Origin of the sequence: Burkholderia sp. AU38729 (assembly GCF_020419725.1) — a bacterium.
Classification (GTDB): Bacteria; Pseudomonadota; Gammaproteobacteria; order Burkholderiales; family Burkholderiaceae; genus Burkholderia.
Map to the genome: position 1 here is coordinate 532,518 of NZ_JAIZQO010000002.1, position 22,969 is coordinate 555,486.

The 22,969-nt window shown below is 68.3% G+C and carries 19 protein-coding genes; 8 read left to right on the forward strand and 11 right to left on the reverse strand.

What is annotated here, in order from left to right; genetic code table 11:
• Positions 1-29: 29 nt before the first annotated feature.
• Positions 30-458, reverse strand: coding sequence for a hypothetical protein (locus LGM56_RS07390; protein WP_226203842.1), 429 nt, complete (start codon positions 456-458; stop codon positions 30-32).
• A gap of 339 nt (positions 459-797) precedes the next feature.
• On the opposite strand from LGM56_RS07390, the gene LGM56_RS07395 reads away from it, so the two are divergent.
• Entirely contained in the window at positions 798-1,802 is a 1,005-nt protein-coding gene (locus tag LGM56_RS07395) for a chemotaxis response regulator protein-glutamate methylesterase (RefSeq protein ID WP_226203844.1), read from the forward strand.
• Positions 1,803-1,869: 67 nt separating this feature from the next.
• Positions 1,870-2,937, forward strand: a complete 1,068-nt coding sequence (locus tag LGM56_RS07400; protein WP_089497277.1) for a diguanylate cyclase domain-containing protein — start codon at positions 1,870-1,872, stop codon at positions 2,935-2,937.
• Positions 2,938-2,964: 27 nt separating this feature from the next.
• Here LGM56_RS07400 and LGM56_RS07405 read toward each other — a convergent pair whose 3' ends face one another.
• Both LGM56_RS07405 and LGM56_RS07410 read right to left on the reverse strand, forming a co-directional pair.
• Positions 2,965-5,214 carry a putative bifunctional diguanylate cyclase/phosphodiesterase gene (locus tag LGM56_RS07405; RefSeq protein ID WP_226203846.1) on the reverse strand — a complete coding sequence of 750 codons (2,250 nt, stop codon included), beginning with the start codon at positions 5,212-5,214 and terminating at the stop codon, positions 2,965-2,967.
• 336 nt (positions 5,215-5,550) lie between these two features.
• On the reverse strand, positions 5,551-6,567 hold the full coding sequence (locus tag LGM56_RS07410) for a LysR substrate-binding domain-containing protein (protein WP_226203848.1): 1,017 nt from the start codon (positions 6,565-6,567) through the stop codon (positions 5,551-5,553).
• A 134-nt stretch (positions 6,568-6,701) separates the two neighbouring features.
• Between LGM56_RS07410 and LGM56_RS07415 the strand changes: the two genes are divergently transcribed.
• On the forward strand, positions 6,702-8,552 hold the full coding sequence (locus LGM56_RS07415; RefSeq protein ID WP_226203850.1) for a sulfatase-like hydrolase/transferase: 1,851 nt from the start codon (positions 6,702-6,704) through the stop codon (positions 8,550-8,552).
• A 265-nt stretch (positions 8,553-8,817) separates the two neighbouring features.
• Positions 8,818-9,720, forward strand: coding sequence for an AraC family transcriptional regulator (locus LGM56_RS07420; RefSeq protein ID WP_226203852.1), 903 nt, complete (start codon positions 8,818-8,820; stop codon positions 9,718-9,720).
• Here LGM56_RS07420 and LGM56_RS07425 read toward each other — a convergent pair.
• The 4 genes from LGM56_RS07425 to LGM56_RS07440 form a co-directional block, all read right to left on the reverse strand.
• Positions 9,683-11,194, reverse strand: coding sequence for a hypothetical protein (locus LGM56_RS07425; protein ID WP_226203854.1), 1,512 nt, complete (start codon positions 11,192-11,194; stop codon positions 9,683-9,685). The genes LGM56_RS07420 and LGM56_RS07425 overlap by 38 nt on opposite strands.
• 1 nt (position 11,195) lies before the next feature.
• Entirely contained in the window at positions 11,196-12,518 is a 1,323-nt protein-coding gene (locus tag LGM56_RS07430) for a DUF6765 family protein (protein WP_226203856.1), read from the reverse strand.
• Between the two features lie 92 nt (positions 12,519-12,610).
• The gene (locus LGM56_RS07435; RefSeq protein WP_226203858.1) at positions 12,611-14,245 is read right to left on the reverse strand and encodes an LVIVD repeat-containing protein; all 1,635 of its coding nucleotides are present in this window, start codon (positions 14,243-14,245) and stop codon (positions 12,611-12,613) included.
• A 63-nt stretch (positions 14,246-14,308) separates the two neighbouring features.
• Positions 14,309-14,716 (reverse strand): hypothetical protein, encoded by a 408-nt coding sequence (locus LGM56_RS07440; RefSeq protein WP_226203860.1) that lies wholly within the window; start codon positions 14,714-14,716, stop codon positions 14,309-14,311.
• Positions 14,717-15,113: 397 nt separating this feature from the next.
• Between LGM56_RS07440 and LGM56_RS07445 the strand changes: the two genes are divergently transcribed.
• Positions 15,114-15,836 (forward strand): haloacid dehalogenase type II, encoded by a 723-nt coding sequence (locus LGM56_RS07445; protein ID WP_226203862.1) that lies wholly within the window; start codon positions 15,114-15,116, stop codon positions 15,834-15,836.
• Positions 15,837-15,900: 64 nt separating this feature from the next.
• Here LGM56_RS07445 and LGM56_RS07450 read toward each other — a convergent pair whose 3' ends face one another.
• From LGM56_RS07450 to LGM56_RS07460, 3 genes are all read right to left on the reverse strand, one after another.
• A complete protein-coding gene (locus LGM56_RS07450) occupies positions 15,901-16,398 on the reverse strand; it encodes a hypothetical protein (RefSeq protein WP_226203864.1) in 498 nt (165 codons plus the stop codon).
• A 59-nt stretch (positions 16,399-16,457) separates the two neighbouring features.
• Positions 16,458-17,264, reverse strand: coding sequence for a uracil permease (locus LGM56_RS07455; RefSeq protein WP_226203866.1), 807 nt, complete (start codon positions 17,262-17,264; stop codon positions 16,458-16,460).
• 115 nt (positions 17,265-17,379) lie between these two features.
• Positions 17,380-18,339 carry a LysR family transcriptional regulator gene (locus tag LGM56_RS07460; protein WP_089497283.1) on the reverse strand — a complete coding sequence of 320 codons (960 nt, stop codon included), beginning with the start codon at positions 18,337-18,339 and terminating at the stop codon, positions 17,380-17,382.
• Between the two features lie 157 nt (positions 18,340-18,496).
• On the opposite strand from LGM56_RS07460, the gene LGM56_RS07465 reads away from it, so the two are divergent.
• From LGM56_RS07465 to mmsB, 3 genes are all read left to right on the forward strand, one after another.
• Positions 18,497-19,816, forward strand: a complete 1,320-nt coding sequence (locus LGM56_RS07465; protein ID WP_089474560.1) for an MFS transporter — start codon at positions 18,497-18,499, stop codon at positions 19,814-19,816.
• Positions 19,817-19,928: 112 nt separating this feature from the next.
• Positions 19,929-21,455, forward strand: coding sequence for a CoA-acylating methylmalonate-semialdehyde dehydrogenase (locus tag LGM56_RS07470; protein ID WP_226203868.1), 1,527 nt, complete (start codon positions 19,929-19,931; stop codon positions 21,453-21,455).
• Positions 21,456-21,471: 16 nt separating this feature from the next.
• Positions 21,472-22,362 carry a 3-hydroxyisobutyrate dehydrogenase gene (gene mmsB, locus LGM56_RS07475; RefSeq protein WP_089497285.1) on the forward strand — a complete coding sequence of 297 codons (891 nt, stop codon included), beginning with the start codon at positions 21,472-21,474 and terminating at the stop codon, positions 22,360-22,362.
• 122 nt (positions 22,363-22,484) lie between these two features.
• On the opposite strand, the gene LGM56_RS07480 is transcribed toward mmsB, so the two are convergent.
• Entirely contained in the window at positions 22,485-22,817 is a 333-nt protein-coding gene (locus tag LGM56_RS07480; RefSeq protein ID WP_089474557.1) for a hypothetical protein, read from the reverse strand.
• Positions 22,818-22,969: the final 152 nt, after the last annotated feature.

The following is a 22,969-nucleotide window of genomic DNA, read 5'->3' on the forward strand; positions in this document are numbered from 1 at the left end:
TCGGAGCGGATGACGGGCAGCCCCGGGCGCTACGCGGCCGGCGTACCGGCGCCCATGTCGAACCACCGGCCCGCGCGCAGTTGCCGGTAGTCGGCCTGCGTGAAGATCCTCAGCAGGTTCGCGACCGCGCCGTTGCTGGCGCGGTCGAGTTCCGTCATGAACGCTTCGACCTCGTCGCGGCCGGCAAACAGGATCGTGCGAAAGTAGCGTTCGCGTTCCGCGTCGGACAGGTTCGTTGCGCGCAGCTGGTACGGATGGTGAAGCGCCGCGAACAGGAAGTAAAACCGCTCGGCATCGTCGCGCAGCACGCGCACCGCGTCCGGATCGACCGGAAAATCGCGGTGGAACGACGCATGCCCGCTCTCGATGGGGATCCGGTACAGCAAGCGGCCGTCGTGCTCGGTCACGATCGGCGCATACGGATCGCGGCTGACCAGCAGGGTGTCGGGCACGGTCATCCGGCATTCTCCCGTCATTTTTATCGAAGCCGCCACGGTAACATGCCGGCTTCCGCGGCCGGTCGTGCCGAAACCGCCGGACCGGCATGCGCGGGCCGACCCGGCTCCCCTGCTGTCGGCAAACACCGCGCCGTCATAGAGGAAACGCACTGAAACGGCACCATGCGCGAATTTTTCGATTGCCGCCGCCCGCGCCGCATGACAGCATGCGGGCGTCGCCAACCGAAAAGAATGCCGTGCCGTCCGGCCGCCGATGCCGTCCGGCGGCGCCGAACAGGCAGCCCCTTCCATGAACCCGGCCCACCTCCAACACTACGAACCGACCGGAGAATTCCGCTTGTGAACATCGGCATCGTCAACGACCTCCCGCTTGCCGTCGAGGCGATGCGCCGCGCGATCGCGCGCCGGCCCGAGCATCGCGTGCTGTGGGTCGCGACCGACGGCGCGCAAGCCGTCGAGCTGTGCGCCGCGCAGCCGCCCGACGTCGTGCTGATGGACCTGATCATGCCGAAATTCGACGGGATCGAAGCGACGCGGCGGATCATGCGATCCGAACGACCGTGCGCGATCCTGATCGTGACGAGCTGCATCGGCGCGAATGCCTGGCGCGTGTTCGAGGCGATGGGCGCCGGCGCGCTCGACGCGGTCGATACGCCGCGGCTCGGCGACGGCGCGGCCGGCGACACGACCCGCCTGCTGCTCGCGAAGATCGACCAGATCGGCCGCCTGCTCGACGCGCCCGGCGGCACGCGCGTCGCCGGCACGGCCGCCCGCGCCGGCGGCGGCCCGCTGATCGCGATCGGCGCATCGGCCTGCGGCCCCGGCGCGCTCGCGTCCGTGCTCGGCGGCCTGCCGGCCGATTTCAGCGCCCCGATCGTGATCGTCCAGCACGTCGACCGCGCGTTCGCCGAAGGCATGGCGCAATGGCTCGACGGCCAGACACCGCTCGCGGTGCGCGTCGCGCGCGAAGGCGACCGCCCGCAGCCGGGCGTCGCGCTGCTCGCCGCGACCGACGACCACCTGCGCATCACCCGCGCCGGCACGCTCGAATACACGCGCGAGCCGGCCGCCACGCCGTATCGCCCGTCGGTCGACGTGTTCTTCAACAGCCTGACCGAGCACTGGCCCGGCCGCGTGATCGGCGTGCTGCTCACCGGGATGGGCCGCGACGGCGCGATCGGCCTGAAGGCGCTGCGGATGAAGGGCTACCATACGATCGCCCAGGACGAGGCAACGAGCGCCGTGTACGGCATGCCGAAGGCGGCCGCGACACTCGGCGCGGCGCGCGCGATCCTGCCGCTCGGGCGCATCGCGGGCGAGCTGGCGGCGCTCGCGAAAATCTGAGCCCGACGATGAACACGCGCAACACCCATGCCGGCCCCCGCAACAACCGCAACAACCCGCCTCGACCATGACCATTGACCTGACTCGCCCGCCGGGCGGCCCCTACACGCCGCCCGTCGACGTGCCGGCGATGGTGCTGCTGGTCGATGACCAGACGATCGTCGCGGAAGCCGTGCGGCGCGCGCTCGTCGACGAGGAAGGCATCGATTTCCACTACTGCCCGCGTTCGGACGACGCGATGGCCACCGCGATCGAGACGCGGCCGACCGTGATCCTGCAGGACCTCGTGATGCCCGGCACCGACGGGCTGAGCCTAGTGAAGGCGTACCGCGCGAATCCGGCGACGCGCGACGTGCCGATCATCGTGCTGTCGACGCAGGAAGAGCCCGTGATCAAGAGCGCCGCGTTCGCGGCCGGCGCGAACGACTACCTCGTGAAGCTGCCCGACCGCATCGAGCTCGTCGCACGCGTGCGCTACCACTCGCGCTCGTACATGAACCTGCTGCAGCGCGACGAGGCCTACCGCGCGCTGCGGCAATCGCAGCAGCAGTTGCTCGAAGCCAATCTCGAGCTGCGGCGCCTCACGCATTCCGACGGCCTGACCGGGCTGTCGAACCGGCGCTATCTCGACGAGTACCTCGCCGCGGAATGGCGACGCGGCACGCGCGAGCGCAGCGAGCTGTCGCTGCTGATGATCGACGTCGACAACTTCAAGCTGTACAACGACACGTACGGCCACGTGTCGGGCGACAGCGTGCTCAAACAGATCGCGTCGACCATCGAGCGCTGCCTCGGCCAGTCGGGCGATCTCGCCGCGCGTTTCGGCGGCGAGGAATTCGCGGTCGTGATGCCGGCCACGTCGCCGGGCGCCGCGCGGCTGCTCGGCGAGAAGATCCGCCTCGCAGTCGAGGCGCTGCGGCTGCGGCACGCGCATTCGTCGACCGGCGACACCGTGACGATCAGCATCGGCGGCGCGACCATCGTGCCGATGCCCGGCCTGCCGACGACGCTGCTGATCGAAGCGGCCGACCGCGCGCTCTATCGCGCGAAGCATGAAGGCAAGAACCGCGTCGAGATCGATGCGACGCCGACGACGCCGGTCCCCGGCGGGTTCGGCGGGCCGCGCGTCGACTGAGCGCCGAACGCCGAACGCGCGCCGCGCTCACACGGCGCCGAGCCGGCGCGCGTAGTCGCCCGGGTCCAGCGGGCGGCTGAACAGATAGCCCTGCTGCATGTCGCAGCCGATCTGCTGCAGGAACCACGATTGCGCCTGCGTCTCGACCCCTTCGGCCGTGACCTTCATCCCGAGCGAATGCGCCATCGCGACCACGGCCTGCGTGATCGCCACCGAGTCGTGATGATCGGGCACGCCCGACACGAACGAGCGGTCGACCTTCAGGTTGTGCAGCGGAAAGCGCTTCAGGTACGCAAGCGATGAATAGCCGGTGCCGAAATCGTCGACCGAGATCCGCACGTTCATGTCCGTGAGCGCCTCGAGCATCGGCAGCACAGTGTCCGTGTCGTTCATCAGCAGTCCTTCGGTAATCTCGAGTTCGAGCGCGGACGGATCGAGCCGCGTCTGCGCAAGGCAGCGACCGACCGATTCGACGAGCCCTTCATGGAACTGCCGCGGCGACAGGTTGACGGCCAGCATCAGGTCGGGCGCGATCGTGCGGCGCCATTCGGCCGCCTGCCGGCACGCGGTTTCGAGCACCCACTGGCCGATCGCGACGATCAGCCCCGTATCTTCCGCGACCGGAATGAACTCCGCCGGCGACATCGGCCCGAGCTCGGGGCTCGTCCAGCGCAAGAGCGCCTCGGCGCCGACCGTGCGGCCGCTGCGCGCGTCGACGACGGGCTGATACGCGAGCCGCAGCATGTCCGACGACAACGCACGCCGCAGCGACTGCTCGATCGCGAAGCGGCGCTGCAGCCGCAGGTTGAGCTGCGCGGTGAAGAACGTGAAGTGGTTGCGGCCGCGCTGCTTCGCGTCGTACATCGCCGAATCGGCATTGCGCATCAGCGTGACGGCATCGTCGCCGTCGCGCGGCGCGACGCTGATCCCGATCGACACGCCGAGCCAGTATTCGTTGTTCGCGATCGCGAACGGCTTCGCGATCGCGTCGATCACCTCGCGCGCGAGCACCGCGAGCCGGTCGGGATCGTCGCAGTCGTCGACGAGGATCACGAACTCGTCGCCGCCGACCCGCGTCAGCGCGTGCTGGCCGCCGCCGCAGGCCGCGAGCCGCGCGGCCACGCTGCGCAGCAGCGCGTCGCCCGCGTCGTGGCCGGCCGTGTCGTTGACCTTCTTGAAACCGACCAGATCGATGAACAGGATCGCGACGCGCGCGGGCCCGCCCGCCGCATCGTGTCCGCCGAACAGCTCGCGCATGCGGTCGCCGAGCCAGCGGCGGTTGTAGAGGCCCGTCAGCGCATCGCGCGTCGCGAGGTAGCGCAACTGCTGCTGCGCTTCGCGCACGGGGCCGATGTCGTTGAACGACACGATCACCGAATCGGCCTGCTGCTCGCCCGGCTTCACGATCGGCACCGCGTTGCCGCGCACCCAGATGATGTCGCCGTCCGCCAGGCCGAAGCCGACCGTGTAGCCGAGCATCGGCGTCGCCGTCTCGAGCGCTCGCCGGCTCGGCCAGTCGTCGGGTGCGATCGGCGTGCCGTCCTCGCGCAGCTTGCGCAGGATCACCGTCGACAGCCGGCGGCCGACGAGATCGCCCTTCACGCGCATCATCCGGTTCGCACTCGGGTTGCTCGCGACCACGACGCCGTCGCGCGACACCACGACGATCCCTTCGTTCAGGCTGTTGACCACGAGCCGGTGATGTTCCTCGCTGCGCGCGAGCTGTCGCGCGATCCGGTCCTGGTGCACCGCGAGGCCGACGCTGTTGCCGATGTCGCGCAACAGTTCGGTGGCCTCGTCGCCCGGCCGGCGCGGTGTGCGGTAATAGACGGCGAATGCGCCGAGCACGACACCCGCGTCGTCGAGGAACGGCACCGACCAGCACGCGCGCAAGCCCAGCGGCAATGCGACGGCCCGGTAGTCGGCCCACAGGGGATCGGTTTCGATGTCTTCGACGACGACCATCCGGCGCAGGTACATCGCCGTGCCGCACGAGCCGGCGGCAGGCCCGATCGACGCGCCTTCGATCGCCGTGCTGTACCGCACGGGCAGCGATGGCGCGGCACCGACGTGCACGTGCACGCCGTCGGTGTCGAGCAGCAGGATCGTGCATGACGCGCCGTCGCCGAGCAACGCCTCGGCGCGCCGGCAGACCTCGACGAGCAGTTCCGGCAGCGGTGTGTTGCGCGTGATCAGCCTCAGCACGCTTTGCTCGGATGCGAGCACTTCCGCCGCGAGCCCGGGACTGTAACGAGAACTTTGCGGTTCGGTATTCAAGATGAATCCTGCCGTCTGTCCGATCGGGTCTGATGCGCCCGATTCGTTTTCGATCCTTCGTGCCGAATTTCGCTCCGGGTTTACGCCGATGCCCGGTGCGCCCCGTATTGCGCGCGGTGCCAACACGCGCCGAAATATATTTAACACCAATCCGTAGCAAGCGGCGCGTCCACGTGCATCAGGGGTTACGCGCGGTCGGCACGGCGGTTGCACGCGGTAGTCAGCTCGCCGAAAGACTTGCGCGCGACGCGACGGCCCGGGGCACGGCCGCGTGGGGTGCGCGGCGGGCATGCAAACCGTTCGTCAGATTGTGGCGGCGCGCGGCTCCGTTCGCCTTCATGGCACCGCGCCGGGTTCCGTGCGCGTCACGGCCTTCAATGCATCGATCGCGGCCGCGACCGACACGCCCGCGGGCGCCGAATACAGCGCGCCGACCGTTTCCGGCATCGTCGACAGCTTCAGTGGCAACCGGCCGACCCGCTCCCCTGCACGCACGGCCAGCTCGAACGCGCGGGCCGATTGCACGAACAGGCACGGCGACTGCCCGGCCACCACGCGGTTGGTCTGCCATGACACCGATTCCATCAGCACGGGCGGTGGCGGCAAGCCCGCATTCGCGAACTCGGCGTCCAGCGCCGCGCGCGCGGGCGAGCCGAGCGGCGGAGCGATCCACGGGAACGCGGCCGCGTCGCGCCAGCCGATCCGCGCGCGCCTGAGCAGCGGATGGCGCGGCCCGCACACGACGATCATGTCGTCGCGGTACAACGGCGCGACGTCGAGCCCCGCGCTCAGCGCCGACGCGTCGAGCCGGCACACGAGCAGGTCGAGTTCGTGGCGCTGCGCCTGCGCGAGCATCCGGTCGAGCGTGTCCTCGCGCACGTTGAGCTGCACGGGACGGCCGGCTTCCCGCAGCCACGCCAGCGCGCCCGGAATCAGTTGCGGCGCCATGTTCGGCAGCAGGCCGATCGACACCGGGCGGCCGGTGCCGGTGCGCAATGCGTCGAACGCAGGCGCGACGCCGCGCATGTCGGTCAGCACGCGGCCGATGCACTCGAGCAGCGCATCGCCATAGACGGTCGGCGCGACGCGCCGCGACGTGCGTTCGAACAGCGGCAGGCCGAGCGCGTCCTCGAGTTCGCGCAGCCATTTCGACAGCGCGGGCTGCGTGATCGACGCGGCCTCGGCCGTGCGCGCGAAGCTGCGTGTGCGCCCGAGCGAGTCGAGCGTTTCCATGTCGCGCACGCGCAGCCGGCGCAGCGCCTGCGCGATGCGCTGCTCGTGGGCCGGCGCGCCGGGCGGCGCGAGCGGTTCCGGCCGCGTGCGGCGGGCCGGGCCGCGTGGATCGTAGGTCACGGGCGCCTCCGTCATTCATATTCGTCAGGTTATCGATCGACCCTGATCTTTCATCGATCGATACACGATCCTGCCGCATAGTCGTCCGCATGAAAACCCCCGGCGCGAGCCGGCATGACCCGGAGACAGCCGACGTGAAAGACGATCAGGACACCCCCGCCGCCGAACCCACCCCGCGGCGCCAGTTCCTCAAGCGGGCCGGCGCGGCAGTCGCGGCGGCCGGCTTCGGCGCCGACGCGCTGGCTGCGAGCGCGCCGCCGGCCGCCCCGGTCGCCACCGGCGCGGGCGTCGATCCCGCGCCCGCGTTCCACGGCGCAACGACCGCGCCCGCCGCGCCGCCCGCCGGCTACAACATCCTGTTCATCCTGACCGACCAGGAGCGCCACTTCGATCGCTGGCCGTTCCCGGTGCCGGGCCGCGAAGCGCTGCGCCGCGACGGCATCACGTTCATGCACCACCAGATCGCCGCCTGCGTGTGCTCGCCGTCGCGCTCGACGGTCTACACCGGGCAGCACATCCAGCACACCGGCGTGCTCGACAATGCGGGCGTGCCCTGGCAGAAGGACATGTCGCCGGACGTGCGCACCGTCGGCCACATGCTGCGCGACGCCGGCTACTACGCCGCGTATCTCGGCAAGTGGCACCTGAGCGCGTCGATGCACGAAACCGCGAGCCCGTACACGGCACCCGTGGCCGACTACAACCGCACGATCCGGTCGTACGGTTTCGACGACTATTTCGGCGTGGGCGACCTGATCGGGATGGTGCGCGGCGGCTACCAGTACGACGGGATCACGGCCGAGGCGGCGGTGAGCTGGATGCGCAACCACGCGCCGCGTCTCGCGAAGGAAGGCAAGCCGTGGTTCCTCGCGGTGAACCTGGTGAACCCGCACGACGCGATGTTCGTGAACACCGACACGAACGGCTCGACGGTGCAGGACGCGAACCACCCGATGCTCGGCAACGCGCCGCCGCCGAACGACGCGCTGTATCGCACGTCATGGCACGACCTGCCGCTCGCGGCTTCGCGGCGGCAGCCGTACGACGAGCCGGGGCGGCCGCCGGCGCACGGGATGTTCAACGCCGCGCATGCGAACCTGGTCGGACGCTATCCGTTCACCGACGAACGCCTGCGCATCTATCAGGACAACTACTTCAACTGCGTACGCGACTGCGACACGCATGTCGTGCGCCTGCTGCAATCGCTGCAGTCGCTCGGCCTCGACGAACGCACGATCGTCGTGATGACGGCCGACCACGGCGATCACGTCGGCGCGCACCAGCTCGTCGGCAAGGGCGCGACCGCATACCAGCCGCAGAACCACGTGCCGCTCGTGATCCGCCATCCCTCGTATCCGGGCGGCATGCAGTGCGATGCGCTGACGTCGCACATCGACATCGCGCCGACGCTGCTCGGTCTCACCGGTCTCGACGACGCGCGGCTCGCATCGATTCGCGGCAGCGCGCTGAAGGGGCACGACCTCACGCGCTGGCTCGCGAAGCCGGCCGACGCGAAGCGGCACGCGGCCCGTGATGCCACGCTGTTCAACTACGCGATGCTGCTCTACTACGACAGCGAATGGATGCTGAAGGAACTGGGCACGATGCGCCAGAAAGGCGTGCCCGAGGACGAGCTGCTGCGCCGCGCGCTCGCTCAGCAGCCGGATTTCCGGTTGCGCGGCACGATCCGCAGCGTGTTCGACGGCCGCTACCGGTTCACGCGCTACTTCTCGCCGCTCGAATTCAACCGGCCGACGACGATGGAGGCCTTGTTCGCGCGCAACGACGTCGAGCTGTTCGATATTGCGAGCGATCCGGGCGAGATGCGCAATCTCGCGATGGACCGGAAAAAGCACGGCGAGCTGCTGCTCGCGATGAACGGCCGCCTGAACGACCTGATCGCGAGCGAGGTGGGCGACGACAGTCCCGACGTCATGCCGATCCGCGACGGCAAGGTGCAGGTGCAGATTCGCAAGGGGCATTGAAGGCGGCCACCTGCCCTCCCGAACCGGCAATCGTCGGATGATTCCGCCTCCCGCGATCCGCTGCCGTGCGGTCGCGCCATGCGATCGCACGCGGGGCGTCTCTTTTCGTCATCGGTCGGGACAGGTAAGCATCGAGTAAGCATGACGCCCTACAGTGTGCTGATTCTCCAAGGCGGATCATCGCGGCGAGCGCGCGCTTCGCCCGGATCCGGGCTACATGAAGGGAAACGGCATGCAGAACCGGCCAGCGTTGAACTATGTATGTGTGAAACATCCCGACGGACGCCGGTCGAACTGGCAACCGCCCGCGAGCTGGAAACGGCAGCTTGCGACGCCGTCGCGCGGCGTCGTCGCGATCGATCACTACATCGCGAACGCGTCGGAGGTGATCGATCTCGAGACGACCGAGCCCGTCTTCACGTTGCACTTGCGCGCACCGACGGGACTGGAGATGCGCACCGACGGCAACGGCTGGGCCGCGCACGTGATGCGCACGCCGTTGACCTACGTGCCGCCCGGCTTCGCATGCTCCAGCCGGTGGTCGAACGATATCGAGTGGCTCGCCGTCCACTTCGACGTGGCCTGGCTGTCGCGCTCCGGCCTGCTGGCCAGCACGCCGACCGTGCCGGCCGTGCCCCGCTTCGACGTCAGCGACGATCTGCTCGTGCAGATCATCCGGAGTATTCATGAAGATGCGGTCGCGGGGATGCCGTCGGGGCCGACCTACGTCGAAACCCTCGGCGCGGCCGCGCTCGGCCGCATGTCGTATCTCGAGTCGACGCGCAAGGCCCGCGAGTACACGCATGCGCAGGGCATGCGACGGGCCGTCGAGTACATCCGCGACAACTTCCGCGATCCGCTGACGCTCGTGACGCTTGCCGAAGCGGTCGACTACCCCGGCGACCTGTATTCGTTCATCCGGAACTTCAAGAAGGCCAACGGGATGACGCCGCATCAGTACATCGTCGAAACCCGGCTGCAAGCCGCCCGCGACCTGATCGAACGCGGACGATGCGATGTGACCGAGGCCGCGCTCGCGTGCGGCTTCTCGACCACCAGCCACTTCTCCGCAACCTTCCGCAAACGGTGGGGATGCTCGCCGTCCGGGCTCAAGCCGCGTGCCGCGAACGTCACGCGAGCGGCAGCGACAGGATCCACAGGCCGCTGATCGTCAGCGCGATCGTCAGCACCAGCAACGGCAACTGGTTGAGCACCACGGTGCCGGCCAGCACGCGATGACGGACGGCGATCGCGTGCGTGACGACCACGCTCAACACATGGCCGGCGAGAATCAGCAGGACCTGCGCGTGCCAGATGGTGCCGACGTTGATCAGGAGCGCGGTCGGCGCGACCTGCGCCGGTTCGATCGACAGCAGGTTCCAGCCGATGCCGAGCGGATCGGACAGCAGTGAAACGACCTGCCGCCCCTGATCGATGAACAGCGTGAAGTAGTGGCACACGTTGTAGAACAGCGCGATCGGCAACAGCAACAGGCAGAACTGCCGCGCAAACGCGCCGCCATCCAGCCCTGAACGCGACCCCGCCGCGCCGAGCGCGCAGAAGCCCCGGAACAGCCCATGGTAAGCCAGCCCGACCGCGGCAAAGGTGGCCCACTGTCCGGCGAGCACGAGGTCTCCCGCAATCGCGTAGTTGTTTTTGAGCGCCGGCAACACCGCGACGATCAGCGGATAGATGCCGCGCCAGAAGAACGTGTTCCACACGGCCGTATCGCGCAGGCCGTCGTAGGCCGTCGACGACAGCATGAACGACAGGAAGATCACGACGCTGGTGTCGAACGGCGGCTCCGCTGCCATCGCGGTGACCGGATTCCTCAGCCTGATGCCGATTTCGCGCGCCGACCCGCGACGCCATTCGAATGGCGACAGTCGCGCGCACAATCCGCACAGGATGCCGAACGCATCGAAATGCCTGAGCCACACGTCGCGGCCGAAGCAGAATGAACCGGCCAATGCGTAGATTGCATAGCCGGCAAGAAACAGGCTGGCGTCTCGCGGCCGTGCCGCGCCGAACAACTCCAGCGCGATCAGCGCGACATACACGAACAGCGCGGGATACGATGCGAGGCCACGCGGATAGCGATACCGGCCCCGGTCGATTGCCGGGGCGCAGCGCGCCGCGATCCGCAGCATCAATGCGAACGGATTCGTGAACGCGTAGAGGTCGCCGAACACCGCACTGACATAGATCGACCCCAGGTAGAACCACAGCCAGAATCCCGACATGCCGAGATTGACGAACGGATTCTGGGTGCCGAAGAGGCCCGACACGATCAGCAGGATGACGAAGCTTAGGCTGACGGCCGGCACCGCAGCGAGCGCCACGGCCGGTATCCGCCATGCCCGCCGCCAGCGGATCGCCGGCGCGCGCGTGACCGGCACATGCGCGCCCGAGCCCGATGCGAACGCCAGGATCATGAAGGACACCACGAGCGTGCCGGTCGCCGCGTATGCATAGAGCCACAACGGCACCGGCAGGTAGTAGGGAATATTCCATGCATGCGCGTCGGCACCGGTCGGCGCGCAGGCGAGGAGCGCGGCCGCCCCCGCGGCCCGCCACGCGTTACGGCGCGGTGCGTGGAGGCTGGGCGGGTGGCTCGCACCGGATTCGAAGTCGTCGTGCATGTCAGTAATCGGATGACGCAATCAGTCCCGTGACCTTCCAGCCGGCCCCGCTTCCCTGCTCCGACACCACGCCGATCGTGTCGTACGGTGCATCGAGCAGCTTGATCAACGCGACGGCGCGCTTGTTGCCGTCCGCCGAATCGGGCAGCGGAAACACCAGGAACGGCAGGATCGGCGACGGCTTGTCGCCCTCCACGATGAGCGGCAGCACCGCATCGTTCAACGACTTGAAGACCGCGAACGACACACGGTTGCGCAAGATCGCGCTGGCGCTTGCCGTCGGCTGCGACGGGGTTCCGATGGCGAGATAGGCACCGTGATCCCGCAAGCGCCAGCCGGTCAACTGCTCGACCAGCGCGCCGTCGGGCTTGCCGGCGCGGCCGGTAGCCAGGGCGGGCAGCCAACGTCTGTCCACCGGCGACGTCGTGACCCAGTCGCTGAAGAAGCGCGCGTAGAAATCGGTCAGCCCCTTGTCGACGCCGGGTTGCGCGCCCGGCGAGGCCGGCTTCGGCACGTCGCGCCGGCCGTGCCAGCGGACCGCCTGCCAGGCGGGGCCGTCCGGCAGGCTCGTGCCGTCGAGAAACGATGTGTCCTTCACGCCGTTCGAAACGAACCAGCCCGCTTTCGCATGCTTGGTTCGCGCGTCGATGAAACCGGCAAGCATCGGCCGGACCTGCTCCCACGGCAGCGCATTTCTCGACGCACCGTTGATCTTCGGATAACGAATCATCTGCAGATACGTCGACTTCGCCATCGCCTCCGTATCGACGGGCCAACGCCAGGTCATCTCGGCGGCGTGGCCGGCCGGACCACCGCGCTCGACTGGCGCGGCCATCGCCAGACCGGCGTCGCATTCGATCCCATAGCGGCGCCAGTCCAGTACGGACGGCGTACCCTGGTGCGCCCACGCATCCTGCAACGCATGCAGCGCCCGGCCGAACTCGCCCAGCATGAATCCCGCGTTGCGCCCTTCCGCACGCCGCAGCGCGGCGTCGACCAACGAGCGCGGCGCCGGGCCGTCCGGCACCACGACCCGGGCTGCCGCTGCGGCCGGCACCCGCGTCTCGCTCGGATAGTGCGCCACCTGGGTGTCCCGCGCATCGGGCGCGAAGCGCGACAGGCAAGCGAACTGCAGCGGCGACGTCATGTATTCGATCGAGCCGGCATCCAGCCGCTGGTCGGCGAGCGCAATCGCGTCGGCTTCACCGGGCGCGAATCCCGCCTGCCGCGCGAGCCAGAACGTGAGGCCGAAGTGCACGTCCGCTTCGAACCCCGAGCACGTCAGCGGCATGGCGAGCGCCGCCAGCAGGGCCAGCCCGGCCACGCCCGGATTTCTCCGGGCGCGGCCTCGCACGCCTGCCCTGCCGGTTGCGATCGCTTCACGCGACGACCCGCGAGCAACCTGTCTGCCGTGCATCAATTGCCGATCTCCGTCGCTTTCGTGCTTTCAGGGAACGGCCACGCCCCATTCTCGAACGACAGCACCAGCAGTCCGTTGTCCTGGCACGCCGTGGTCAGCAAATGGCGGTCGAAGTCGAAATCGAGACGCGACGCACACCAGTCCGGGCCGCCCGGGCGGTACTGGCCGAACATCAGGTGCGCGGAACCGGCGCCGGGCGACTTTGCCGAAGGCGGGTTGTAGTACGCGATTTCCTTCGGCTTCGCCGGATCGCGAATGTCGAACACGCGCACGCCGGAGTTGAAGTAGCTGCACGCGAGCGCGGTGGCGTTCTCCCGGTTGTCGACGCTGCAGTAGTGCGACCCGTACGTGAAGGTGGAAAGGCCGAGGATGTCGGGCATCACCTTGCTGCAGTTCTGCACCGCATGCGTTTCGAGCCGCAGCTCGGACACGAGCTTGGGCGCCGCCTCGTTCGACATGTCGTAGATATGGCCCAGCGGGAACGGCGTCATCCCGGCGTTGCACGCGGCCTTCACGCCCGCCGCGCCCGGATCCTGGATCCCGCCCGAGCCGCCTTCATCCACTTCGACCAGATAAGGCTTGCCGCCCACCTTGAACGGAATCGTGTGCTGCCCCGCACTGCCGTCGCGCACCGGCACCGTCGCGATCCGGTGCATCTGCGCATTGGGGCGCCGGCTCTGCACTTCGCTGGTGTCGATGACGAAGAACCCGTTGTCGCCGTTCGAGTTCGCGTTGTCCAGCGGCGGTGCGCCCGCGCCGGCCGCCGCGCCCGTGTTGCCGAGGCCGATGAAGTACGCGCGGTTGCCGTCCTGGCTCACCGACAACCCGTGCGGAACCGCCCCGAAGCCCAGGTCGGCCATCGTGATCGCCGAGATCAGCTTCGGCCGCGTCGGGATCGTCACGTCGACTGCGTAGTAGGACTTCGAATAGGCACCGCCGATGTAATACGTGAAGCCGTCCGGCGAGAAACCGCCTTCATGGCCCATCGGCTTGGCACTCGGGAGAATGCCGCCGTCGGCGCCCGTGCCGATCGGTACGCTCGCGAGCAGTTGCGGGTGCGTGCAGTCGGTCGCCACGTCGTACAGGTCGACTTCGGGGCCGGCGCCGCCGCCGAGCCCGTTATCGGCGGCGAGAATCCCGCGCGCGACGTTCACGCGCAGCGATTCCCACGGATCGATCATCGCCGTGGACGTCATCGAACTCACCCGCACCGGCTTGGCCGGATCGGTGATGTCGATCACCGGCACGCCCGGGTTCACGCGCGGCGGCGCATCGGGGTTGTTGAACGCCGGCGTGGCGCCCATCGTCGCGTGGTAGAAGCACGTCTTGCCCTGCCGGTCGGTGTAGGTCGCGGCCGACCACGACGCGCCTTCGCCCTGCACCTGGCTGACGCGCTTCAGGTTGCAGTTGAAGCCGCCGAATCCCGATTGACGCAGCGCGGCGGGCACCTGCCCTTGCAGCGCCGTCTCGGGCGTATCGCCGGGGCTGCAGCCGGGCACGCGCGGCACGACGTAGTCGGCCACCGATACGGCGGGCGTCGCGCTCGTCGTGACGTTGTCGTCTCCGCCGCAGCCGGCGAGCATGAGTGTGCCGAGCGATAACGCGATCGCCAGGCGATTCAGTGCGTGCATCTTTGCCTCCTCCTGTTTCGAACTTCGTTTCGAGTTTCGTTACGTTCCGTTCCATCTTTATCGTTAGTTATCCGGATAGATCTCGATGACCGCCACCTCGATCTGCTCGCCGGTCCGGCTGTGAAAGTGCAGCGAAAAGCGCCCGGTGATTCCGACCGGGAGAATGTCCATCGACTGATCGGTTCCGGATGTGCAGGCCGCGAGCGCACCCGGGATTTCATGCGCCATCAGCACGCCCGCCTCGCGCGAACGCACGCGGATATGCGCCGGCACGCCTTCGCGAATCGCAATCACGGATCGCTCCCAGGGTGCCTTGTCCCGATCGACGTCGACGGAAAAAACCTGTTGATCCGGGGGGCGTGTCGACGCGTGTGACAGATGTCGTGCCACACCGTAGGCGAACACCAGCGCCGACACGGTCGCGATCAACGCGACGAGTCGACGCCGCGGTCGCGGATTCCTCTCCTCCATGGCGGCGCTCCGTTTCATCGGCTCTCACGCTGCGCGGTGTGGTTGTGCCCGCAGGCCGGCCATCGGCGCGGCGCTCAGCCGTTCGACAAATGGTAGAGAGCGGCCCGATGCGGCGATATCTGCTTATTGCGGGTTGTCGGAAAATTGCGTCCGGAGTAACCCGAGCCGGGGCGGCGAGACGGGAGTTGCGCGCAGGATGCCAGGTGCGTCACCCGCGAATCTCGCGGGCCGCCGGCGTCCAGGGAACAGTTCACGCGCGACGCGGCCGGGCCGTTCGACCTGGCGATCGTCCCAACCCACTTTCCGTATCCGTGATTCAATGACGATCGAACCGGCGCCGCGCAATCGGGCGGCACGGCGATTCACTACCTCATCGATCGACCCTCACGGGATCACCATGACGAACCCTGCCGAAATCAAGGCGCTCGTTTTCGATGTCTTCGGAACGATCGTCGACTGGAGAAGCGGCGTCGCACGCGGCGCCGCCGCGTTCCTCGACCGCTATGCCCCCGCGCTCGACCCGCTCGAATTCGCCGATGCGTGGCGGGCCGAATATTCGCCGTCGATGGAAGAAATCCGCAGCGGCCGCCGCCGCTACGTGCGCCTCGACGTCCTGCACCGCGAGAACCTGGTCCGCACGCTCGACCGCTACGGGATCGACGACGTGCCCGACGCCGACATCGACGCGCTCAACCTCGCGTGGCACAGCCTCGACCCGTGGCCCGACGCCGTCGCGGCGCTGCAACGGCTGAAGCGACGCTTCATCATCGCGCCGCTGTCGAACGGCAACATCCGGCTGATGGTCGACGTCGCGAAACGCGCGGGGCTGCCGTGGGATGCGATTCTCGGTGCGGAGGTGGTCCGCGCGTACAAGCCGTCGCCGCAGGTGTATAGCGATACGGTCGAGATTCTCGGCGTCGAGCCGGCCGAGCTGTGCCTGGTCGCCGCGCACAACGGCGATCTCGCGGCCGCGCGCCGGCAGGGGCTGTCGACCGCGTTCGTGCTGCGGCCGACCGAACACGGGCCCGGCCAGACGACCGACCTGAAAGCCGATGATGCGTGGGACTTCGACGTCAGGGATCTGAACGAACTCGCGGACCGGCTCGAGTGCCCGCGTTGAAAACCGGGTTCCGGTGCGCGGTCGCGGGGTGGCCAGCGGCTCGTCGGGCGCCGGCTCCCAAAGCCTAGCGCGCCGACGCCGTCTCGACCGCTCGCCCCTGCGCCGCCATCGCGAGGCGCCGCCAGTTGCGCGCCGCATACCGGTGCGCCTGCTGCAATGCGAGCCACAACCCGATCTGCCGAACCAGCTTGAAAAGGCCGCGCGCCTGGAACACGGTGCGCCGCTCGACGTGGGTCCTGCCGCCTTCGATCGGCGTCAGCGTGAATTCGTCCTCGAGCAGGCCGACCCAGTCGCGGCACCACACCGTCGACGCCACCATCCGGTAACGCAGCCGGCGAGGCTCGTCGAGCACGAGAATCCGCTGGTCGATGGTGCCGCGATCGGTCGTGCACTGCCGCGTGTTGCCGACGGCCGGCACGCCTTCGAGCACGCGGCAACTGACCGGCTTCGGCACGCCGAGGCGGAACAGCAACGGCCGCGTATCGTCCATCCGGGCATGGAGGAAATGCGGCCAGACATGCTCGGGCCGGCAATCGAACGTCCACTGCGAATGAATTTCCACGACCGTCTCCTGGCGGCTGTCGGTGCCGACATCATGGCACAACCGCCCCGCCGCCTCCGTTACTTCACGACCGCCCGCCACGCGGTGCGCACGTAGATGAGCAGCAACGGCAGCAGCGCGAGCGCGAACAGCAGGCTGAGCGCCAGCACCCACACCGGCCAATCTTCCGGATTCCCTCGCGCCCAGTAGCGGTAAGGCACGCTCAGGAACCCGATTTCCATCAGCAGCGCGCCGAGCGGCACGAGCCCGTTCATCACCGCCGCCACGCCGAAGCGGGCCGCGCGGTCGAGGTTCCGGCCGGCGCCGTACGCCGCGATCAGGTAGAGGAAGTACCCGATCATCGCGACCATCAGCCCGCCGCCGGCCAGCAGGCCGACACTGCGCACGCTGCGTTCGTGCAGTTGATTCGCGCCCTGCGGCAACACGACATCGACGCGCTCGCCGATGACCGGCACGCTGCCCGAGCGGATGGTGCCCGGCAGCACGACCCGCTGGCCATCCGGCATCACGGCTTCCATGATCGACGTGTACTTGATGCACTGATATTTATCCGTGCGCCCGTCGCTGTCGCGGCGCTCGCAGGTATCCCACTCGGACGTATAGGACACGACGGTCGCCTCGTATTTCGGCGAGACCGCCAGTACGTAGAGTTCGTCGCCGATCCAGTACGCGAACGGGAAGAACAGCGACAGCAGGCAAAAGCACACGAGCCACCAGAATGCGACCGCGCCGCGATTCGGCGCCCCCTTCGCACCGTGCCTGGCGCCGGACTGGCGGCGCACCATGCGCGACGCGAGCCAATAAGCGGCCACGGCAAAGACCGCCACACACACCACGAAGACCTTGCCCGCATGCGTCAATGCCATCTGTCTTGCCCCCGATTCCCCGATTCTTCAATGCTTCGCTTGCCGGCCGGTTCGCCGCCGGGTCGTGTTCACGCAATGAACCGCACAGCCGCCTTCGCCGCGGCCACGTCACGCACTATTCCGGCTCGCCGACGAACCTCAGCTTCCCCGACTCCCCCGACAGCAGCGCGCGATTCGCGTCCGCCGCCGCGCGCAGGTAATCCCACAGCGCGGTCACGCGCCGCAGCTTGCGCAGATCCTCGCGGCAGGTCAGCCAGAAGCACCGCGTGACGACCACGTCGTCCGGCAGCACCGGCACCAGCGCCGGCTGCGTGGCCGCCATGAAACACGGCAGGATCGCCAGCCCGCCGCCCTGCAGCGCCGCGAAATACTGCGCGATCACGCTCGTCGTGCGCAGCCCGGCCGTCGCGCCCGGCACCGCGCGGTCCAGGTACAGCAGCTCGTTGCTGAACGCGAGATCGTCGACGTAACTGATGAACGCGTGCCGCGCGAGATCGTCGGTGCAGGTGATCGGATCATGGTTCGCGAGATAGTCGCGCGTCGCATAGAGCCGCAGCTGGTAGTCGCACAGCTTGGTGACCACGTAAGGCCCGCGCTCGGGCCGCTCGAGCGTGATCGCCAGATCGGCCTCGCGCTTGGGCAGGTTGACGAAATGCGGCACCGGCAGCAGGTCGACCGTCACGTGCGGATGCTCGGCACGAAACTGCGCGAGCTGCGGCGCAAGGAAAAAGCAGCCGAACCCTTCCGTCGACCCGATCCGCACATGGCCCGACAGCGCCTCGCCCGTGTTCGCAACCTGGTCGCACGCGGACTGCACGGTCGTCTCCATCGCGTCCGCATACGCGACGAGCCGCTGCCCTTCGGCCGTCAGTGTGAAGCCGCCGGAGCGCGACTTGTCGAACAGCAGCGTGCCCATCGCGGCCTCGAGCGCGCGAATGCGCCGCGCGACGGTGGTGTAGTCGACGCCCAGCCGCTTCGCGGCGCCGCTCGCGCGCTGCGTGCGCGCGACTTCGAGGAAAAAGCGCAGGTCGTCCCAGTTCAGGTTGCCGGAAACCGGCTCGGTGGCAGTTCGCATCGACGAGGAAAAAAGGGGCTGGAGTCTCCGGGCCGGCCGTCGATATGCAGAAATGCACATCCAACCGGTTTCTTTATCGGTACATGATGAATCTGCGCATAACTATACTCGACCGTGACCTGCGGACCACGAGCCGCGGCACCACCACGGAGACACCATGCAGACCCGATCCACCCTCGATGAGCATGCGACAGTCGCGGCGCCGGCGCCCGCGCGCACCGCGAAGCACTACCTGCTGGCCGGCTGGGCCAGCATGGCCGGCACCACGATCGAGTGGTACGACTTCTTCCTCTACGGCACCGCCGCCGCCCTCGTCTTCAATCGCATCTTCTTCCCGTCGCTGGACCCGGTCGTCGGCACGCTCGCCGCGTTCGGCACGTTCGCGGTCGGCTTCATCGGCCGGCCGATGGGCGGCATCGTGTTCGGCCACTTCGGCGACCGCATCGGCCGCAAGTCGATGCTGATGATCACGCTGCTGCTGATGGGCGTGCCGAGCATGATCATCGGGCTGATCCCGTCGTACGACCGCATCGGCTACTGGGCCGCCGCGCTCTTGATCGCGATGCGCTTCCTGCAGGGGATGGCCGTCGGCGGCGAATGGGGCGGCGCGGTGCTGATGGCCGTCGAACACGCGCCGAAGGGCCGCAAGGGGCTGTTCGGCAGCCTGCCGCAGACGGGCGTCGGGCTCGGCCTGATCCTGTCGTCGGTCGCGATGGCCGCGGTGGCCGCGCTGCCGGAAGCCGACATGCTGTCGTGGGGCTGGCGCGTGCCGTTCCTCGCGAGCATCGCGCTCGTCGGCCTCGGCTGGTTCATCCGCGCGAAGGTGCCCGAATCGCCCGATTTCGAGAAGATGCAGCGCCAGGGCAAGGCCGAGAAGTCGCCAGTGACGGCCGCGCTGCGCCGCCATCCGCGCGAGGTGCTGACGATCGTCGGCGCGCGCGCCGCCGAGAACACCTGGTTCTACATGGTCGTCACGTTCGCGCTCGCCTACGCAACGCAGCAGCTGCACCTGCCGAAGGCCGAGATGCTGCATGCGATCACGGCCGGCGCGGCGCTGTCGCTCGTCACGATGCCGCTGTGCGGCCACCTGAGCGACCGCATCGGCCAGCGCCGGATGTTCGCGATCGGCCTCGTGCTGATGTGCGCGTTCGCCGCGCCGTTCTTCATGATGCTCGGCACGCAGCAGGTGTCGTACGCGTGGTGGGCGATCGTGCTCGGCCTCGGCGTCGTGTTCCCGATCCTCTATGCGCCGGAATCGCTGCTGTTCGCGCAGCAGTTCCCCGCGGAAATCCGCTACAGCGGCATCTCGCTGTCGGTGCAGCTCGCCGGCGTGATCGGCGGCGGCTTCGCGCCGATGATCGCGACGTCGCTGCTCAAGGCCGGCGGCGGCCAGCCGCATTACGTGATCGCGTACCTCGTCGGCTTCGGCGTGTTCGCGCTCATGTGTACCGCGTTGATGCGACCGGCACGCGCGTGAGCGCGCCGGCCCGCATTCGATCGATTTCAGTTCAGCCTGCTGCCCGCCGCGCCTCCACGCGCGGCGCAAGCAGACACCCTTTTCATCGTCACACCGCTTTACGGAGACATCCATGAACGCCGCAGTTCCCCAGACCACCCTCGCCCTGCCCACCGCCAAGCTGCTGATCGACGGCGCGTTCGTCGAATCGCAAAGCGCCGAATGGGGCGACATCGTCAACCCGGCGACGCAGGAAGTGATCGGCCGCGTGCCGTTCGCGACGCTCGACGAGGTCGATGCCGCGATCGCATCCGCGCAGCGCGCGTTCCAGACCTGGAAGACGACGCCGATCGGCGCGCGGCTGCGCATCATGCTGAAATTCCAGGATCTCGTGCGCCGCAATCTCGAACGGATCGCGCACACGCTGACGGCCGAGCAAGGCAAGACGCTGCCCGACGCGCAGGGCGACATCTTCCGCGGCCTCGAAGTGGTCGAGCATGCGTGCTCGATCGGCACGCTGCAGCAAGGCGAATTCGCGGAGAACGTCGCGGGCGGCGTCGATACCTACACGCTGCGCCAGCCGATCGGCGTGTGCGCGGGCATCACGCCGTTCAACTTCCCCGGCATGATCCCGCTGTGGATGTTCCCGATGGCGATCGTGTGCGGCAACACGTTCGTGCTGAAGCCGTCGGAGCAGGACCCGCTGTCGACGATGCAGCTCGTCGAACTCGCGATCGAGGCCGGCGTGCCGCAAGGCGTGCTGAACGTCGTGCACGGCGGCAAGACGGTGGTCGACCGTCTCTGCACGCATCCGGACATCAAGGCGATCTCGTTCGTCGGCTCGACGCGCGTCGGCACGCACGTGTACAACCTCGGCAGCCAGCACGGCAAGCGCGTGCAGTCGATGATGGGCGCGAAGAACCACGCGGTCGTGCTGCCCGATGCGCACCGCGAGCAATCGATCAACGCACTCGTCGGCGCGGGCTTCGGCGCGGCCGGCCAGCGCTGCATGGCGACGTCGGTCGTCGTGCTGGTGGGCAAGGCGCGCGACTGGCTGCCCGAGCTCGTCGAGAAGGCGAAGGCGCTGAAGGTCAATGCGGGCGCGGAAGCCGGCACGGACGTCGGGCCGGTCGTGTCGAAGGCGGCGAAGGAACGCATCCTGTCGCTGATCGATGCGGGCGTGAAGGAAGGCGCGACGCTGTTGCTCGACGGCCGCAACGTGAAGGTGCCCGGCTACGAGCAGGGCAACTTCGTCGGCCCGACGATCTTCTCGGGCGTGACGACCGACATGTCGATCTACACGGAGGAAATCTTCGGGCCGGTGGTGGTCGTGCTCGAAGCCGACACGCTCGACGAAGCGATCGCGCTCGTCAACGCGAACCCGATGGGCAACGGCGTGGGCCTGTTCACGCAGAGCGGCGCGGCCGCACGCAAGTTCCAGAGCGAGATCGACATCGGCCAGGTCGGCATCAACATCCCGATCCCGGTGCCGGTGCCCTACTTCAGCTTCACCGGCTCGCGCGGCTCGAAGCTCGGCGATCTCGGCCCGTACGGCAAGCAGGTCGTGCAGTTCTATACGCAGACGAAGACGGTCACCGCGCGCTGGTTCGACGACGACGCGACGGCGGGCGGCGTGAACACGACGATCGCGCTGCGCTGACCCCGGGAGCCTGCACATGGAAATTGCATTCATCGGACTCGGCAACATGGGCGGCCCGATGGCCGCCAACCTGCTGAAAGCCGGCCACGCGCTGACGGTGTTCGACCTCGACGCGCACGCAGTCGACGTCGCGGTACGTGCCGGCGCGACGGCCGCCGGCTCGCCGCGTGAAGCGGCCGCGCGCGGCGCCGTCGTGATCACGATGCTGCCGGCTGCGCAGCACGTGCGCGCGGTCTACCTCGGCGACGACGGCGTGCTGGCCGGCGCACGCGCCGGCGCTGCGCTGATCGACTGCAGCACGATCGATCCGGGCACTGTGCGCGCGGTGGCCGAGGCCGCCGCGCAGCGCGGCTTCCCGCTCGCCGACGCGCCCGTGTCGGGCGGCACCGGCGGTGCGCAGGCCGGCACGCTGACCTTCATGGTCGGCGCGGACGCCGCGCTGTTCGAGCGCATCCGCCCCGTGCTGCTCGACATGGGGAAAAACGTCGTGCAGTGCGGCGGCACGGGCACCGGGCAGATCGCGAAGATCTGCAACAACCTGCTGCTCGGGATCTCGATGATGGGCGTATCGGAAGCGATGGCGCTCGGCGCGGCGCTCGGGATCGATCCGGCCGTGCTGGCCGGCATCATCAATACGTCGACCGGCCGCTGCTGGAGCTCGGACGCGTACAACCCGTATCCGGGCGTGAGCGACACCGCGCCGGCCGCGCGCGGCTACGCGGGCGGGTTCGCCGCGAACCTGATGCTGAAGGATCTCGGGCTCGCGACCGAAGCCGCACGCAGCGCCCACCAGCCGGTGTGGATGGGCGCGCTCGCGCAGCAGCTCTATCAGTCGATGAGCCAGCAGGGGCTCGGCACGCTCGACTTCTCCGCGTGCGTGAAGCTGTACGAGGCGCAGCCGGCGTAACCGCCGCCGCCCGCACCGGACGTGCGCCGACCCGCGATGTGCCTGAACGGCATCGCGGGTCGTTTTGCATGCGGGGGAAGGAAAACGTGCGGCACGGACGCGGCGTCAACGCCGCCGGTCGCTCAACCGCGCGGGTTCGACGCCGTCTCGAAGGTCGGATGGCACTCGAACGCGAGTTCGGAGCGCGCGCCGACACGGCTGCCGCTGGTCAGCGATTCCTGCTTCATGCTCGCGCGCATGCCGCGCTGCGTGCAGTAGTTGGTGGCTTCGTCGACGGCCTTCGTATGGGCATCGGCCCACGTCGTCGACACGCCGACCGTGCGCGTCGTCACGGTAAACACGTTCGGGTTCGACGTCGCGGTCACGTCGGAAGCGGTCGAACACGCGGCGAGCAAGCATACGGCAGCCGCGACGGTCAACCATCGCAAGGTTCGAAAGGATACTGGAATGGACATGAGGGGCAGGCGCGCGCCGGTCGACGCGCATTGAGCAACATAGGCGACAGTATGCCTGCTCGATCGCCGGAGATCATGCCCCTTTCAGTGAACACATTGTTTCGAATGGTTAAACGATGAGGAAAATGGGGCAATATTTCCGCCCCTTTCCG